The organism is Pedobacter suwonensis (genome assembly GCF_900111825.1).
Classification (GTDB): domain Bacteria; phylum Bacteroidota; class Bacteroidia; order Sphingobacteriales; family Sphingobacteriaceae; genus Pedobacter; species Pedobacter suwonensis.
The window spans coordinates 248,644-266,709 of the sequence record NZ_FOJM01000003.1; the positions used below are offsets into that span (position 1 = coordinate 248,644).

General features: G+C 41.9%; 14 protein-coding genes and 1 riboswitch. Of the genes, 7 read left to right on the forward strand and 7 right to left on the reverse strand.

Annotated features, from left to right (window positions below; all coding sequences use genetic code 11):
* Positions 1-590 precede the first annotated feature (590 nt).
* Positions 591-679: riboswitch (TPP riboswitch) on the forward strand.
* 63 nt (positions 680-742) lie between these two features.
* The 7 genes from thiS to moeB all read left to right on the forward strand — a co-directional run bounded on the left by thiS (position 743) and on the right by moeB (position 7,146).
* Entirely contained in the window at positions 743-946 is a 204-nt protein-coding gene (thiS, locus tag BM107_RS05565) for a sulfur carrier protein ThiS (protein WP_090981109.1), read from the forward strand.
* Positions 947-1,086: 140 nt separating this feature from the next.
* Complete coding sequence (gene thiC / locus BM107_RS05570) at positions 1,087-2,970, forward strand: phosphomethylpyrimidine synthase ThiC (RefSeq protein WP_090981111.1); 1,884 nt, start codon at positions 1,087-1,089, stop codon at positions 2,968-2,970.
* 3 nt (positions 2,971-2,973) lie between these two features.
* Entirely contained in the window at positions 2,974-3,564 is a 591-nt protein-coding gene (locus tag BM107_RS05575; RefSeq protein WP_244278740.1) for a thiamine phosphate synthase, read from the forward strand.
* A gap of 22 nt (positions 3,565-3,586) precedes the next feature.
* Entirely contained in the window at positions 3,587-4,231 is a 645-nt protein-coding gene (locus BM107_RS05580) for a thiamine phosphate synthase (protein WP_090981115.1), read from the forward strand.
* Between the two features lie 2 nt (positions 4,232-4,233).
* Positions 4,234-5,004: a thiazole synthase gene (locus tag BM107_RS05585; RefSeq protein WP_090981117.1), complete on the forward strand. Its 771-nt coding sequence runs from the start codon at positions 4,234-4,236 to the stop codon at positions 5,002-5,004.
* Entirely contained in the window at positions 4,991-6,115 is a 1,125-nt protein-coding gene (gene thiH, locus BM107_RS05590; protein WP_090981119.1) for a 2-iminoacetate synthase ThiH, read from the forward strand. Before BM107_RS05585 ends, thiH begins: the two co-directional genes overlap by 14 nt.
* Positions 6,109-7,146, forward strand: a complete 1,038-nt coding sequence (moeB, locus tag BM107_RS05595) for a HesA/MoeB/ThiF family protein (protein ID WP_090981121.1) — start codon at positions 6,109-6,111, stop codon at positions 7,144-7,146. Before thiH ends, moeB begins: the two co-directional genes overlap by 7 nt.
* A 45-nt stretch (positions 7,147-7,191) precedes the next feature.
* On the opposite strand, the gene BM107_RS05600 is transcribed toward moeB, so the two are convergent.
* The 7 genes from BM107_RS05600 to BM107_RS05635 form a co-directional block, all read right to left on the reverse strand.
* Positions 7,192-7,560: a hypothetical protein gene (locus BM107_RS05600; RefSeq protein ID WP_134204484.1), complete on the reverse strand. Its 369-nt coding sequence runs from the start codon at positions 7,558-7,560 to the stop codon at positions 7,192-7,194.
* A 214-nt stretch (positions 7,561-7,774) separates the two neighbouring features.
* The gene (locus tag BM107_RS05610) at positions 7,775-9,979 is read right to left on the reverse strand and encodes a peptidase domain-containing ABC transporter (protein ID WP_090981127.1); all 2,205 of its coding nucleotides are present in this window, start codon (positions 9,977-9,979) and stop codon (positions 7,775-7,777) included.
* A gap of 15 nt (positions 9,980-9,994) precedes the next feature.
* On the reverse strand, positions 9,995-10,948 hold the full coding sequence (locus BM107_RS05615; protein ID WP_090981130.1) for an LLM class flavin-dependent oxidoreductase: 954 nt from the start codon (positions 10,946-10,948) through the stop codon (positions 9,995-9,997).
* A gap of 12 nt (positions 10,949-10,960) precedes the next feature.
* Complete coding sequence (locus BM107_RS05620; RefSeq protein WP_090981132.1) at positions 10,961-12,205, reverse strand: lanthionine synthetase LanC family protein; 1,245 nt, start codon at positions 12,203-12,205, stop codon at positions 10,961-10,963.
* Positions 12,202-15,309, reverse strand: a complete 3,108-nt coding sequence (locus BM107_RS05625; protein WP_090981134.1) for a lantibiotic dehydratase — start codon at positions 15,307-15,309, stop codon at positions 12,202-12,204. Before BM107_RS05625 ends, BM107_RS05620 begins: the two co-directional genes overlap by 4 nt.
* Before the next feature lie 10 nt (positions 15,310-15,319).
* A complete protein-coding gene (locus BM107_RS05630) occupies positions 15,320-17,746 on the reverse strand; it encodes a TonB-dependent receptor domain-containing protein (RefSeq protein ID WP_090981136.1) in 2,427 nt (808 codons plus the stop codon).
* 79 nt (positions 17,747-17,825) lie between these two features.
* On the reverse strand, positions 17,826-18,059 hold the full coding sequence (locus BM107_RS05635; protein WP_090981138.1) for a class I lanthipeptide: 234 nt from the start codon (positions 18,057-18,059) through the stop codon (positions 17,826-17,828).
* Between the last annotated feature and the right edge of the window lie 7 nt (positions 18,060-18,066).

The following is an 18,066-nucleotide window of genomic DNA, read 5'->3' on the forward strand; positions in this document are numbered from 1 at the left end:
GGTGATTTGGTGATGGTGCAAAGGTAAGGAATTTTTGCTTTTTGCGAAAAGCGGTTGGCCAGTCCATAGTCTTTAGTCCGAAGTCGGCAGTCTGGTAAGCCAAAAATTGGGCGCTCACTCGCTCCAATTTGTCATTCTGAGGGATAATTTATGATATAAAAATCAATATGATTGACGTTTTTTCCTTCGCACAATTCTTGCCTCGGCTCACCGCCGCCGAAGGGCTCTTACTTTTTGGCATCAAAAAGTAACAAAAAATGCCGGCTGAAAATTTTTCTTTCAAAGCCAGTGTTATGGCTAGAACAGTGCAGTCCGAAAAATTTATTAGGCCGGTTTTAAGTAGAACGGCGATACGGTGCTATGGCCTAGCTATACGGAAATGCATGATGCCGCATTCTGCTCATTAATAGGTAATTACAAAATAACGTCAATGTAGTATAACGAAGGATTTTTATTTAATGATTTTTGCATTAATCATTTAAAGATTCTTCACTGCGTTCAGAATGACAATGATATTACCAATAGCAATCAATAGATTTTATCTATATCATTTTTTGCTTGCATTAAAAATTTAATCACCTATATTTACAAAAAAACTTTAGGGGTGCCTACGTGCTGAGAAATACCCTTTGAACCTGATGCAGTTAGTACTGCCGAAGGGAAAAGTGAAAGCAATTATAATTGCTGTCTTTTCGACCTCCATTCTGGGGCAATCTCTATAGTTTTTCCAATTTTTTAAAATATGGAAGTAACTATAAACAATCAAAACTACCAACTTAACGAATCGTGTTCTATCGAACAGATGCTTACTGCTGTTATTTCAACGGAGACAAATGGCATTGCTATAGCCGTTAACCAAACCATCATTTCCAAATCGGTTTGGGACACCTATCTGTTAAACCCAGGCGATCAGGTCATAGTCATCAAAGCCACTCAGGGGGGGTGATATAAGGATTGGATGAAAGAATTTTGAATGACAGAACCGGGACACTTACATTCAAGAAATCACTCATTCTTTCATTTTCCTTCACTCATCAGTCATTCAATAATCACTCACTATCTTCTTCTCTCCTTCAAACATTCAACATGAAACAAGAAAAAACACCAGATCAGGAAGTCATCAGCCGCAGTCCATTTCCGGCTTCACGCAAAATATTTGTACCAGGAAAAATCCATAATATCCAGGTGGCCATGCGCGAAATCAGCTTAACGGAAACCAAAATCCACAATGGATTTGGTTTAACCGAACCGAATCCACCGGTAACGGTTTACGATACCAGCGGCCCTTACACTGATCCAAATGCCGTTATTGATGTACGGAAAGGGCTTCCACGCTTAAGGGAACAATGGATTAAGGACAGGAAGGATGTTACGCAGCTCGATCGATTATCTTCTGCTTACGGGCAACAACGCCTTGCAGATGATAAACTTGATGCTTTGCGTTTTAATTATACCACTAAACCTTATAAAGCGCTGCCTGGAGCCAATGTATCGCAGATGCATTATGCCAAAAAAGGCATCATAACAGCCGAAATGGAATACATTGCCATTAGGGAAAATCAACAGATTGAATTATTGAATGCACAATTGGGCAATCAGCACGAGATCATGAACCACCAGCACCAGGGTAACAGTTTTGGTGCCAATACCCCAAAAGGATACATCACGCCGGAATTTGTGCGTGATGAAGTGGCTGCCGGACGTGCCGTAATCCCCTGCAACATTAACCACCCGGAGTTGGAGCCGATGATTATCGGCCGTAATTTCCTCGTAAAAATCAATGCCAATATTGGCAATTCAGCGGTTACTTCTACCATAGAAGAAGAAGTAGAAAAAGCCGTTTGGGCCTGTCGTTGGGGTGCCGATACCATTATGGATCTTTCTACAGGAAAAAATATCCACGAAACCCGTGAGTGGATTATCCGAAATTCGCCGGTACCGATCGGTACTGTCCCCATTTACCAGGCCCTGGAAAAAGTAAACGGAAAAGCGGAAGACCTTACCTGGGAAATTTTCCGCGATACCTTAATCGAGCAGGCCGAGCAGGGGGTTGATTATTTTACCATCCATGCTGGTGTACTGCTCCGCTACGTACCCTTAACGGCTAAAAGGATTACGGGAATTGTTTCGCGTGGCGGATCGATCATGGCCAAATGGTGCCTGGCGCATCACAAGGAAAACTTCCTGTACACGCATTTTGAAGAAATCTGTGAGATCATGAAAGCTTACGATGTAGCTTTCTCTCTAGGTGATGGTTTAAGGCCGGGCTGTATTGCAGATGCAAATGATGCCGCGCAGTTTTCGGAGCTCGAAACCCTTGGCGAACTGACCAAAATTGCCTGGAAACATGACGTACAGACCATTATTGAAGGTCCCGGACATGTACCCATGCACCTGATTAAAGCCAATATGGAAAAACAGCTTGAGCATTGTGCTGAAGCGCCATTTTATACCTTAGGACCACTAACGACCGATATTGCACCAGGTTATGACCATATTACATCTGCTATTGGTGCTGCCATGATTGGCTGGTACGGAACGGCCATGCTTTGTTACGTTACGCCTAAAGAACATTTAGGCCTGCCCAACAAAAAAGATGTTAAAGATGGTGTAATTACCTATAAAATTGCTGCCCATGCTGCCGATCTGGCCAAAGGACATCCCGGAGCGCAATACCGTGATAATGCTTTAAGCAAAGCCAGGTTCGAATTCAGGTGGGAGGATCAGTTTAATTTATCACTCGATCCGGACACGGCAAAAGAATTCCATGATGAAACCTTGCCCGCAGAAGGCGCCAAGATTGCGCATTTCTGCTCAATGTGCGGACCAAACTTCTGTTCGATGAAAATTACACAGGATGTGCGCGAATATGCTGCAAAACAAGGCGTAGCCGCAGATGAAGCTTTGGCCAAAGGCATGGAGGAAAAATCGAAAGAGTTTACCGAAAAAGGAAGCGAAATTTATTACTAGCCTATGATGGAACTTATTGTAATCTCTAAACCGACCCTTTTTAAAGAAGAAAGTAGCCTGATTAACCAGCTTTTCGAAGCCGGTTTACAGGTTTTTCACCTACGTAAAGAAAATGTTGACGAAGCAGCTTACCGGAAGATTATTAAAGGGATTTCACCTGAATATCATTCACGGATTGCTTTGCATCATTTTCATTCACTTGCTGGCGATTACCATATCCAACGGATTCACCACACCGAAAGTTTCAGGAAGGAAAGGCATAGTGGAGAATTGCCGGAAAATAAAATCTTCAGCACTTCTATCCATCACCTGGCTGATAGGAATCAGATCGGGCAATATAATTATAGTTTCTTTGGTCCGGTGTTTAACAGCCTTTCCAAGCCGGGTTATAAAAGTATGATTCCGTCTCACTTCCGATTGGAAAAACATCAGGCCGCACCTAAAATCATTGCCCTTGGCGGCATCGGTTTAACTGAAATTGATCAGGTTAAAGAAATGAATTTCGATGGCATTGCACTTTTGGGCAGCATCTGGAATGACCCTTCACAAGCCATAACCACCTTTAAAAAAGCCTTGGTGAAATGCGAGGCTTAATCAAAAATTTAACCATACCCATATGATAGCGTCCCTACAGTATATATCGCAAGCCCCTAAAACAGGTACCCATATCGATGCCATTGAGCAGGTGCTCCAGGCAGGAGGCAAGTGGATCCAGCTCCGCATTAAAAATCAAACGGAGGCAGAAATTCTACCTTTTGCAAAAGCCGCGCAGGCTTTATGTGAAAACTATGGCGCCAAACTGATCATCAATGATTATCCTCACCTCGCAAAGGCCGTAAATAGTTATGGCGTGCACTTAGGTTTGCAGGATATGCCTGTTCCCGAAGCCAGAAAAATTATAGGCAAACACCAGATCATCGGAGGTACGGCAAATACTTTCGAACACATCCGGCAAAGGGTAGCGGAGGGAGCAGACTACATTGGCCTGGGCCCCTTCAGGTTTACGAGAACAAAGGAGAACTTAAGCCCTATTGTAGGTTTGGAAGGTTACCAGAAGCTGATGGATAAAGTAAGTAAAGCCGGAATAAGTACGCCTATTATTGCCATTGGTGGCATTGAAGCAGCAGATATTCCGGCTATACTCGAAACCGGAATTTACGGAATTGCCATCTCGGCAGCACTCACCAATCAAGTCCAAACTTCAACTGCTTTAGCAGAAATCATCAGTAAAATTCACCATGCATCCGCTTTAAACCCCTAAATATGTTAACCATAGCAGATCAAACCTTCAGCTCACGCCTCTTCACCGGTACCGGAAAATTTTCTTCGGCCAAAGAAATGGAAAATGCTTTAATCGCCTCTGCCTCCGAACTCGTTACGGTAGCGCTTAAACGCGTTGATTTAAAAGGCAAAGACGACGATATCCTCCAGCACCTTAAATATCCGCACATTAATTTATTACCCAATACTTCTGGTGTGCGCAATGCAAAAGAAGCCATTTTTGCTGCTCAACTGGCACGCGAAGCTTTAGAGACCAACTGGATCAAGCTGGAAATCCACCCAGATCCTAAGTACCTCATGCCCGATCCTATTGAAACGCTCAAAGCGACGGAAGAACTGGTTAAACTCGGTTTTGTGGTGCTGCCATACATCCATGCCGATCCCGTTTTATGCAAACGGTTAGAAGATGTGGGAACCGCAGCGGTGATGCCACTAGGATCGCCAATCGGCAGCAACAAGGGCTTGAGAACAATCGATTTTTTAGAAATGATCATCAGCCAGAGCCGGGTACCGGTAATTGTAGATGCCGGTATTGGTGCACCATCTGATGCCGCAAAAGCGATGGAAATAGGGGCGGATGCCGTTTTGGTGAATACCGCGATTGCCATTGCCAAAAACCCGGCCGATATGGCGACGGCATTTAAACTGGCTGTTGAAGCCGGTAGAATGGCCTTTAAATCTAAACTGGGCAGCCAGCAACATGAAGCTGCAGCAAGCAGTCCATTAACCGCATTTTTAGATGAAGAGTTTTAACGAAGTATTTGAGCACTACAACTGGGACGATACCAAAGCCAGTATTTACGACAAAACGGCGACAGATGTAGAAAACGCCCTAAACAACCAGCAACGGACGCTGGAAGATTTTAAAGCATTGATTTCCCCTGCAGCATTGCCCTATATCGAAGATATGGCGCAGATCAGCCAGCGTTTAACATTAGACCGCTTTGGCCGGGTAATTCAGATGTATATTCCACTTTATCTCTCCAACGAGTGTAATAATATCTGTACCTATTGTGGTTTCAGTTATGATAATAAGGTAAGAAGGAGAACGCTTAACTCCATGGAAATTATGCAGGAAGTGGCCGTGATTAAGGGCATGGGCTACGACCATGTATTGCTGGTAACAGGTGAAGCCAACCAAACCGTGCATACCGATTATTTTAAAAAAGTACTGGATCTGATCAGCCCGCATTTTGCCCATATTTCGATGGAGGTACAGCCTTTGGATGTGGAAGATTATGAAATACTTATTCCCCATGGCTTAAATACAGTGTTGGTTTACCAGGAAACCTACCATCAGGACGATTACCGCAAACACCACCCGAAAGGAAAAAAAGCGAACTTTTTATACCGCCTGGAAACCCCCGACCGTTTGGGGCAGGCGGGCATCCATAAGATGGGGCTCGGCGTGCTCATTGGCCTCGAAGACTGGAGAACAGATTCATTTTTTACGGCCCTACATCTATCTTACCTTGAAAAACAGTATTGGCAGAGTAAATTCAGTATCTCCTTTCCAAGGTTGCGGCCATTTAGTGGCGGTTTGGAGCCTAAAGTGGTGATGAATGATAAGGAACTGGTACAGCTGATCTGTGCCTATCGTTTATTTAACAGTGAAGTGGAACTGTCTATCTCTACGCGCGAAACAGAAAATTTCAGAAACCATATTATTAAACTGGGGATCACGGCCATTAGTGCGGGCTCTAAAACCAATCCGGGTGGTTACGAAGTAGCGCCACAATCATTGGAGCAGTTCGAAATATCTGATGAACGTTCGGCGCAGGAAATTGCCGCCATGATCAGAAAACAAGGTTACGAACCCATCTGGAAAGATTGGGATAGGAGTTTAATCCATAAATCATGTTAGCTAAAACAGAATTAGAGCGTTACAACCGGCAAATGATCTTGCCCGAACTGGGCTTGGAGGGACAAGAACGGCTAAAAGTGGCCAAAGTACTGATTATCGGTGCGGGTGGACTGGGCTGTCCGGTATTACAATACCTCACCGCAGCAGGCGTGGGCAAAATAGGTATTGCAGATGATGATGTAGTGGAGCTAAGCAACCTGCACCGGCAGATTCTGTATAACCATACTGATATTGGCCAGCCAAAAGCAGAGATAGCCAGTGCGAAACTTGCAGTGCTCAATCCCCACGTCAGCTTTACAGCTTATCACGAGCGTTTTACTTCCGATAATGCAATATCAATCTGTCAGGAATATGACCTGGTAATGGATTGTTCTGATAACTTTAATACGCGTTACCTCGTAAACGATACCTGTGTAACCTTGGGCAAAACCCTGATATTCGGCTCCATCCTGGCTTTTGAAGGACAGGTTGCCGTATTTAATCACCAGGGAAGTGCAAATTACAGAGATCTTTACCCAACACCGCCAGCCGAAAGCATGAATTGCGGAGAAGGTGGCGTGATTGGGGTTTTGCCTGGAATAATCGGTTTGTATATGGCCAACGAAGCGATTAAATTAATTTGCGGCATCGGCGAAACGTTAGCCGGTAAATTAATGACCATCAATGCATTGAACAATACGGTACTCGTATTTAAAATCGCACAGGAAAAACAAACCGAAATAGTTAAAGCTGAAACTCCAGTGAGCAGCCCAAAAGAAATCGATAAAGCCACTTTAGATCAATGGCTTTCTGAATCTCCTGATGAAGTTTTCCTGATCGATGTACGCGAAGATTATGAGTATGAGGAAAATAATATGGGTGGGGTAAATATTTCCTTATATGAATTGACATCATCCCTGAAAAGTATCCCAAAGAACAAAAAAGTAGTGTGTTATTGCCAAACCGGGCAAAGGAGTAAAATGGCGGTGCGGTTACTGAAAGAAGATTACAAGGGAGAAGTATATGGATTGAAAGGTGGATTTACTGGTTAATTGGATTGCTGACTGTTTAATTGCAAACCGCTAACTGAACCCGGCCTATGGTAATACAAAACTAAGGCTATAATGTGCGGTTTTATTAGTTTTTTCTATATCAGAAACGGGCCTTTGATCTACCAGAACGGATGCCTGCTGTTTATCTTTCGAATCGACAGTAAACTGAACTTTTTGTCCGGATTTTATTTCAATGCTTTTTTCCCATTCACCAGATATATTTTCTAAAGTTCTTTGGTTTCCACTTTCATCGGTAAACGTTACCGTAGCACTGCTACTGGCCAATACTTTGTAGGTTACTTTGTAACTGGCTTTAGCTGCAATATTAAGTGGGCCTTTGTTCATTTCGTATGTACCATAAGAGCAAGCACTTAAAAATGCTATGCTCAAGATGTAAACAATATATCTATGCATAATATTAAATTTTGGATATGTTTGAATTAATTATTTAGTGTAACTGAAATAGTTAAAAATACTTAATATTTTGATATCTTCTTTAAAGAAATAAAAGAGGATTGAAACTATGATTATTGTTAGCATAATGCCAGAACCAAAACGTATAACACCCTTAGGTTTTTTGTTAAGTATATGCTTAATATCAGCACTCATTTTATCCTGAATTTCCATATTATTTTATTTTTTCGAGTTGATTATTGATTAAATTGAAATAAGGCCCTTTATTGTTCATTAAAGTATCATGGTTTCCTGATTCCAATATCTTGCCGTACTCCATTACAAAAATCTGATCGGCATTTTTGATGGTACTTAACCGGTGCGCCACTATAACAACCGTGCGGTTGTCAAAAAAATCCCTGAGGTTATTCATAATAGTCTGCTCGTTGTTCGAATCAAGTGCATTTGTCGCTTCATCAAAAAGTAACAATTCAGGGTTTTTATAAACTGCCCGTGCAATTAACAAACGCTGCCTTTGGCCTTGCGATATGCCATTTGCACCAATACCAATTTCAGTTTCTATACCTTTTGGCAAATTGTAAACAAAATCACCTATGTTTGCCATTTTGATTGCATCATGCAACCGTTCTTCATTTATCTCTTCAAAACCCAGTGCGATATTTTTTGCAATAGTATCTGAGAAGATAAAACCATCCTGTAAAACAGTGCCACATAGGTTTCGCCACTGTCCAACATCTAAATCATTTAGTTTCTCTTTTCCGATGTGAATGATCCCACCGGTTGGATCATATAGTTTGAGTAAAAGCTTTAATAACGTGGTTTTGCCACTTCCACTTAGTCCAACTATAGCCGTTATTTTTCCTTTAGGTATCACCAGGCTCAAACCATTGAAAACGGCCTTATTTTCAAATCCAGGATAGCTGAACTGTAGATTCTGGATTGAAATATCACCAATCAGCTGATCTATTTTTACCTTTGTAGCCGTTTCAGGTTGTTCATCCTGGATATCGTGGATTTCATTTAACCGTTCTAAACTCATTTTTGTATCCTGATATGATTGCAAAAAGAAAATCAGCGATTCTATTGGTGCAATAAGCTGGCCTACTATAAACTGGATGGCGAAAAGGCTTCCCAAACTAATTTCACCCCTGAGGGTCATAAATGCGGCTACAAAAGTAATCCCGATGTTTCGCATTTCAGTAATGATCAGCGAGCCTGCCTGTTGATATTGGTTATAGGTGAGTCCTTTAACCCTAACCTTAAACTCTTTCACAATGAGCGATTCCCATTCCCATCTTTTCTGATCAGCAGAGTTGCTGATTTTAATATCCTGAAAGCCTTCGATAAGCTGTACAATTTTGCTCTGTACCGAAGAATTTACCTCAAATCTTTTCTGATCGATCTGCCTTCGCTTATTGAAGAATAAAAATACCCAGCCTACATATAAAATGCTGCTTCCTGCAAAAATAAGGAACAGGAGGCTACTAAAGTGAAACAGGATAATACTCAATACACAGATGTTGAAACAAGAGAATACGGTTGTTAAGGTATTGCTTGTCAAAAAGTTTTCTATCCGGGTATGGTCGTTAACGCGCTGCATTACATCACCTTGTTTACGTGTTTCGAAAAAAGACAGAGGCAGGTTTAACAGTTTGATAAAAAAGCTGACCAAAATATTTAGGTTTACCCTCACGCTCACAAACAATAAAATCCATGAGCGTACAAATTCGATAAAAGATTTGGACGCAAACACCACCACCTGACCAATGAGTACCAGGTAAATAACATTTACTTCCTTGAGTTTTATACCCTTATCAATAAGCAATTTGCTTAGAAAGGGCAAACTTAATTCCAATATCGAGCTGGCTACTAAACCGATCAATAACTGTAAAATCAACGATTTGTGCTTTTTCAAATATCCTAAGAGCTTCCAGAAACTTACATTTGTTTGCGCTTCCTGCTCTTCTTGATTCAATTGTTCCAGATCAGCATCAGGTTCTAAAATAAGGGCATATCCTTTTTCCTCTACAGCATTCCAATGCTCCAGAAATTCAGATCTGCTTATTTTAACTTTTCCCTGTGCCGGATCAATAATCACAGCCTCGTCGTTGGTCAGTTTTTTAAGCACCACAAAGTGGTTGGTTTTCCAATGGATAATGGCGGGCCAGATATCGGCATTGAATAGGTCGTTATAATGCAGTTTTACACATATTGCATTCATGCCGAATTTTTCTGCCGCTACCTTAAGCCCTAGAAAGGTACTTCCATCACGGTTAACCCTGCAAGCCTGTCTGATGGTATTTAAAGTATAAGACTTACCGTAGTAGCTTAATACCATGCGCAAACAAGTTGGTCCGCAATCTTTTGTTTCCAACTGGCGGTATATAGGAATCGATGGTCTGTAGTTTAGTTTAAACATGGTTAGATTTTTAAATTAGGCTACTAATTGTTGTCTATTTTTCATACCGAATACTTCGCTCATCCAGGCCATGCTTTCTCTTCGGTAATCTGGGTCGCGGGCAATGTCGAAAAATATAACCTCATCTGCATCATACATCTCCGCATAGGCCGACATTTTATCGAACAGTTCCTGTGGTTCGCAGCAAAGTCTTGTTTTAGGTTCTACAAAGTCAAATTCCGCTTCGGAAAGCGCTATTACTTCCTCCCTTTTGCTTTTATTCGGACTGGTAAAACCTGCAAGGGCAATATTCACTTCAGGTAAACGGCCAAATTGTTTGTAGAAATCTTCCCGATAGGCTTTAAGATTGTCGAGGCCCAATTCGAGGTTTACCCCTTTGTGAAAAAGGGTTCTGGAGCAGTTGAGCTGGTTGCTTAAGCTGGCCTGATAACTGTGAGGCGAACCGCCGAGGTTCCACAGTGAAGGAACTGAGCCTCTATAGGGAGCCAGAATAACACCATTTTTAACATGCTCGTCCTCATCATGCAACAGGCTGCTGATCGCTGCTATCTGACTCTGGATATGCTGCATCCCTTCTTCGTGACTGGCAATTTTAGGCTGACTAAAAAAAGGTAAAAAATTCCCCCCTGGTGTACCTTTGGCAAAACCCAAATCAATACGGTTATTAAACAGGTTATTAAGCATTTTATAGCTCGAAGCGGTTCTGATTGGTGAGGTATATCCTGCCAGTACACCTGCAATGCCTACACGGATCGTATTGGTATTTCCGCAAATAAGGGGCAGTAGCATATCGGGGCTAAACCATGGCGAGTTGGCCGAAGTAATAAAATGTTCTCCATACCACAGGCGGTGAAAACCCAGTTTTTCGGCCAGAGCCGCATCTTCGATAACACTTTCGATGATCGAAAGGCTATCTATCTTTTTGGATCTTGTACCAAAATCCATTAATCCAATTTTGTTGATACTCATAATCTTTAAAATTTAAGATAAAAGAAACATATCGGTCCAGTTTGCTGCAATATCTTCATGTTCGGCAGCTGTCAATACAAACATGGCCCCACTTATACCCTCCAACAGGCCAAATGCACCTTCCCTGTTCATAAACTCAGGTTTGCTAAGGTCGTTTTCCAGGTGATCCAGGGTGCTTTCCATCCAGATCTGTGCAGCTTCCTTATAAACCGGAAGGCCCGAGAAATGGTAAAGACGGTTTAAAAAGAGGGCAATTCCCGAGGTACCATGACAGAAATGTGAGTTGATCTTAATACCTGATTGTGGTACGTTGATCATGCTTTGCGCCATTGCCTTGCCTACCTCATCGGCAAGATCGCGGTAGCCAACCTCGTCAAACGCAATGCTGCTTTGGTACAATAGCCAGGTTACCGCCAAATCTCCATAACACCAACTGTAGTTTTCGGCATAAAACTCGCCATCAAGCAGTTCCTGTGTGTTCATGGCTTCGTTAACTAAGAGCGGGAAGGCCGAAAAGTTAGCCGAGCTACGTGGATGGTGGTAGTGGATAAAGTAATCCAGTCCCTGTTTAATCGCTTTTTCTAGTTTTTCCTTTGCAATGCCTCCATTGAAAATATTCAACAGCACCAATAAAATGCCGGCATTCCCATGTGAAAGGCTCATATTGATATTATCCGTATTCTGAAATTCTTTTACTGTGCTATTTGGAAAACGCATTCCTTTTTCGTCAATGATGGCAAATTTAAGGAGCTCATCCACAAGAATATTGAGATATGTTTCGCGGTTAGGATCGTTTTTGCAGTTTAAAAGATATAGCATCTGTCCGCTTGCACCGTGAAGAAAATCGGTGTTTTCGTCTTTGAGCAAACGCTGGGTATCTTCAAAAATAAGTTCATTGATAGGCAACACATCTTCTAGGAACAGTTCATCAAGATATTCCTGTTCGACCAGTTTTTGGATCAGGAAATAAAAGCCAGATAAGCCACTGCAGAAAGTCATGTATTTACTGGCCATATTTTCCTGCGAGTTGTATGATTCGATCAGCTTTTCGAGCGCCATGTAAGCGTTGGTTTCGCCTTCAGGGAAAACTTTCAACAGACTGAAATAATAATAAACGATCCCTGCGTAGCCATTAAATAAGTTACCGTTGGTAATAAAATCGGCCTGATTTTCCTGATGGTGCAGTAGGTGTTTAATCTGCTCATATACCACTCTTATACGGGTATTGATGGTGGTTTCTACTTCTAAAGTGTTCATATTCCGGTTTTTTGACGATGAAAAGTTGATTTATAATACATTAAAAGAAAATCGTATACCACCAGCTCATGTACACGGTGCTTGGTTTTGAACAGGCGGTTCATATTCATGTGGATGTAGCTGATCAACAAGCTATTTAAATCCTGGTTGATAGATCCATCCGCTATTTTCTCCCTAATGGTCCGTGCCAGTGGAATGATTTCGAAACTGCGGTACTGTAAGAGGTCTGAGCCTGAAAAGTCGTTGCCTGCATCGAGGTGTTTGGCGATCAGTTCTTTGCTGAACCTATATTTTTGCGATAGCTGTTTGATTAGCAAAGCATCCGAATTAAATTCCTGATGAAAAGAAGCGGAAAGTATTTCCATCACTTTTAGCTTATCGGCAAGCGAAAACTCAAAATCGTTAAGCAGGCTGTCGATTGATCGGATGCCCCATAGCCAGCGCAACTGCTCAAAGCTCTCTACCATATCGCGTCGGGATAGAAAGCTTGATACGGCTAAACTATCATAATAGAATAACTGTTCGCTCAAAGCAATTCCACCAGCAGTATAACGTTCTATTTCGCGTTCGTAGGTATCAAACTGCATTTTCCATATCAAACCAGTTTCAGATAGTTTCTCAAAAGCTCTATTGATCTCGCGCATTACGGTTCCTAATCCATCCAGCGTGGTTACATGCACCCTGAACCTTAAATGTGGCTCGGGATCTGCATACCTGATGAAGAACCATTGGTCTATCAATCCGGTATTTACCAATTGCTTTGCCAGATCAAGCAATTCATTGCCAATCAGTTGATCGGCCGTTTTTATGCCGCTGTAAATTTTGACGTAAAGCCACTCCTCTCCCGGAAAATACTGTCTTTTCACTTCTTGATCATTCTGGTGGTTTGCATTAAATACGGGCTTTGGTCTTTTTTTATCATCTTTTCTGGTTAACAGGGCAACAAACTGATTATTAACCGCCTTTGCATCTGCATCTTTTAACAAGGTGTTGCTCACCGGCAGATATTCTTTTAAGACGATTTGGCTTCGCTTTTTGCAGGCTGATAGCCAGGCCAGCACTTCTATACGATTTTCCTGGTGAACCAAAAGCTCATTATCCTCATCAGCAAAGATGAAAACCCGGGGCAGTTCCCATTTCTCAAAGAATTGTTTAACCTTTTTATCATGATCAGGAGCATTTACAGTTAAAATCTCTTTAATATCTTCTGCCTGAAGGTACCAGGAGGCTAACGAGAGGATCACTTCCTTGTATTTGATCCTTGGGATTTTACAAATACCCAATTTTGGCAACACCTCTAAGTTTAATCCCAGCCAGTATTTATGGTCGTCACCTTGTAAATCTCCAAGGAAATGATACACAGGCAAGGCATTCATGCCGTAATTATGGGCATTGCTCAAACGTGGTATCACGGCTTTGTTGAGCCGTTTGCTTCTTAAATAAAGCTGTCCGTTGCGCACTGAAACCATGAGATCGTTAAGACTGATCTCGCTTTCATCCGATCCACTTCCGGCCAGCACAGGGATCTGATAATTCCTGAATTTTGGTCTTGAGGCAATATTACCGTGGCGGTCTTCGGGCAGATGTGCCACTTCGGCCACTACTGCGCCTTCGTAATAAGCATTTTCTACGGTATTGATATCCTGCAGGATCTGTTCAAATTTCTGATCGCCATAGCCAAACCTTCCGATCATACAGGCACCGGTTGGCCAGCCGCAATGCTCCAGATAAATCTGGTCTTCTTCGCCCCCGTTAAGCCTGAAAATGATAGAGAAGCTTGGAGGCAAATCACTAGGGTTGATATTGAGGTTACCCAGATCATGCTGATCAAGACAGATTTCTTTACTTAAAGGGTTGCTGGTTAAATAACCGATCAACCATTTGCTAAATTCGGTGTATTGGGTCTCCCTGATCTCACTGGTGGTGCCTGATGAGAAAACCATGCGGTGTACCAATGGCGCCTCGCCCGCCAGGTGTGTATTGGCTGCGTAGCCCAGGCCCGATTCGGGATCCAGAGCCTGTAAAAGAGGGATTTCCTGTTCATCATAACGGTCGGCAAAACGGTTTTTAAAGGCTTGCAAGTCTTTATTGTTATGTTTTGGCGTAAGCTGGCTCAGAAATTGGACGGCCTCAATCAATTTATCAGCATAGCTATTACTTAACGTTTGTTCCGAACCGTCTTTGTAAAGATCAACCTGAAACATACTTTCGCTATTAAACTCAATGTTCAGCTGATGTAGTATGCCCGATATTTCTTCCTTTTTGTGTATAATACTTCCTGTATCCGCCAAAACTGACTTAATTTTTTTGAAGGCCAAAAGATAGGTTAGGGCATCATCGTGATCTGGATCTGCTGTTAATACATCCGCCAGACTTTCAATAATCTGGTCGAGAAAATCAGGACCGCTAACCCTCGGTTCCAGATCGCTCCATAAAACCTGCCCATCAATCAGTTCATCCAAAAATAAACCGGCTTCTTCAACCTCTACCTCAAAGGCTTCTGCAATAAAGGCAGCAATGGCAGGGTAGGGTTTTGTTTGTTTACAGAAATTAATAATTCCCTCCAGATATTCAGATCCGCTAACAGACGATACAGTATATTTCCGGTAGCCCAGGGTTTTATAATCAACCATCCTATAGTTTCCATCGATATCATAAAGGGTTTTGTTTACGCTGTAACTCAAAGATTTTTTGATGCGCTCATTCTTAAGCAGATAACGGAAAATGGTGCAGAGTACCCCCATATCCAGGCGGGTGTGTTTATTGATGGCCCCCAGTTCCAACTTCGTATCTGTTGCCCAGGTTACGGGTGCGCATCCGGCAAACAGGCCAAAAGGTGTTGCCCGGTTTTTGGTACGGTTGATATATTTGGATAAGGCTACTTCGATCTTTTCGAGTTTTTTCGGATCGGTGATCGTATCAATACGAAGTACTGCCTCATACAGATCCCTAGAGGCGATCCACAAGGCTTCCATAAAGAAATCATCCTTGATAAATTCCCTGATCATTTCTTTGGTTATCTCGCCCTCGCTGTGGTAAGATGGAAACCTAAGCATCAGGTTAGGCAAGAACTGGTATTGTTGGTTAAGCGCGTCCCTTTTCATCGTCTGTTATTTAAAAACCAATAGGATTAGTGCTTCCTTCTTTGGTATCGTTATCTTTAATATTGCTTTTGCTCTTTTTATTTACTTTATCATTACCAAACTGGTAGCTAAAACCGAAAGTTAGCCCCCTGCCATAAACGCTTTGGATATTTTGGTTAGTAAGGCCGCCGTTGATGTTCAGCATATCGTACTCTATTTTATTGTTCAATGGGTTGATTACCCCTACACTCAGGTTGATCTTATCTTTCATAAAAGATTTGTTAAAGCTTACCGCCGAGGTATTGGGTTGTGCTACCCTGCTTTGGAAAAAATAGTTTTTCGAGTAGAGGTAATACTCGGCTTGCAGGTTATAACCACCTTTAAAATTGTAAGTACCGATAAAACTGGCGTTAAAGTTTAATTTCTCATTGTAGGTGGCATTAAAGGCCGCATCGTTGGTTGAGATGAGATTTAAGGTACCGCCAACATTTAAACCAAGTGCCTTGGTAATGCTCAGGTTCAAGTTTGCAGAAGTACCAAACTGCCTGTATGAACCAATGTTTTTATAGGTAATCTGGTTCACATTGTTAACAAACTGATTTACACGCAAAATATAATCCGACCAGAAATCGGCACTTGCATCAACATAGAGATAAACTTTGCCCGCATTATGCGAAAAGGCAAGGTTTAGGCCATTTTTATGTTCTGCCTGTAGATCGGGATTACCCTGCGATACGGTATTGGCATTTACAAAATTCTGGAAGGGGTTAAGGTATGAAATGCCCGGCCTCGAGATCTTATAGCTGTAAGTAAGGCTGATCATGCCGTTTTTTAGGTTTCTCCCGATGACATAAGTAGGCAAAAAGCTATTAAATCCCTGGTTTACGCTACTATGGTTAGATATAAACCTGGCATCGTTCTGCGTCCTTTCGTAACGCATACCACCGATCATGGTCCACTTTTTGGGCAACATCAACTGCAACTGGCCAAATGCGGCATAAACCCCCTGATTGTAAGCATATTCGTCGGAAATGGATGGCTCCGCATTTAGCTGGTTGCTCATCGCATTTTGATACTGCGAATCGAAATGCCTGTTAGTAATCTTGATACCCGCCTGCAGCTTATGTTTACCTAAAGGAAGTTTATAATCAGTCTGTAGGATAAGTGTCCGGATATTGCTGTTATTGATGCTTAACTCTCTTAAAAAAGGTATATCATTACCTGAAACATAATTGTTGGTGCTGTTATTCAGGTTGTCCTGTTTACCTGCAGTGAACAAAGCACCAACGTTAAATTCTTTTCCGGGTTTATTAAATTTTAATTTATAATCAAGATTGGCTGATAAGCTTTTGGCTTTAACCGAATTGTCGGAAAAACGATTAAATATGTTTACTGTTCCCTGATTATTGATATTGGTTTGAAGGCTCTGGTTAAAAGTGTATGGCGAATTTGAAGCTGTAAAACCTGCATTAAGCGATTGGTTTCTGCTGATTTCGTAAAACAGTCCTCCATTTAAGTAAATAGGATTGCCTTCGTAACCTAAATTTCCCTGTTGTGTTTGTAAGAAATTACTTCTCGAATAAAGCTGGCTGCTAAAACCCAGTGTTTTAAAATTGGTATAACTTCCGTTGAGAGAAAAGTTTACCTTGCCCACGCCATACGTAAAATTTAAGGTAGGTTTGGTGGTATAACTTTTACCAATGGTTGATTCTACGCCCACGGTAAGATTTCCGCCTAAAGAAAGGGTATTTTTGGTTATAATGTTGATGATACCGGCCAGACTCTCGCCATCGCTGCTTGCTCCGGGGCTGGTAATCACTTCTACGCTTTCTACATTAGCCGTTGGAATCATTTTAAGGGCCTGGTCAACCGGAATGGCATAGTCGGTAACTGAGCGCCCGTTAACCTGAACCTGCACTTTTTCACTGCCCTTTAAAGAAGGAACGCCTTTAAAATCGACGGTAACCAACGGAACTTTTTTGATCACTTCGCTGAGCGACCTGTTTTTTGCCATCGGATCACGGTCTACATGATAAACAATTTTATCGGCAGTGTTTTCAATTACTTTGCGCCTGGCATATACAGAAACCTCTTTCAACAGTTCGGTGTTTATTTTTACGTTAAAAACCTTACTTAATGCATGCGTTGGATTATCAGCAGCCACGAGGTTAAAAATTTGGTTTTCGCTACCCATATAAAATATTTTAACCCTATAGGTGCCTGGCTTTATCTTTGCTTCGAACCTGCCCAAAGTATCTGTAAGTACCTGTGCTATTATTTTAGGGCCATCATTAATTACTACCTGTGCGTAAATGAGCGGTTCTTTAGAAGCAGAATCGATTACCTTACCGGTAAATTTTAAGTTCACACTGTCTGCAACAATGCTTTCTGCTTTCGCATGGCTGGCAAAGACAGCTGTACTTAAAAAAACGAGTATGAATATGATATATGTTTTCATGGCTTTTAGTATTGTGCAGCATACTCAGATCTGCTGCGGCGTAAAACATTGCCGGCACTTACCGGCAATGTATCTTGATTTAGCAACTACATTTACATGTACTTGTAGCCGGACAGGTTTTTGAAGCAATAATGGATTGCTTACCGCAGCTTCCGCCTTCAGCCTCTGCAGCAGAAAGAATCGGAATATCAATTACAACTGTAGAACCTTCAGCAGCAGCCTGACCGCCGGCTACCAGTTCCATTTGTTCTTCGTTCAATTTTGCAACAGTTTCTTTGTTCAGCGCAAGTTTGGTTTTTAATTGCTTTTTCATTTTTCTG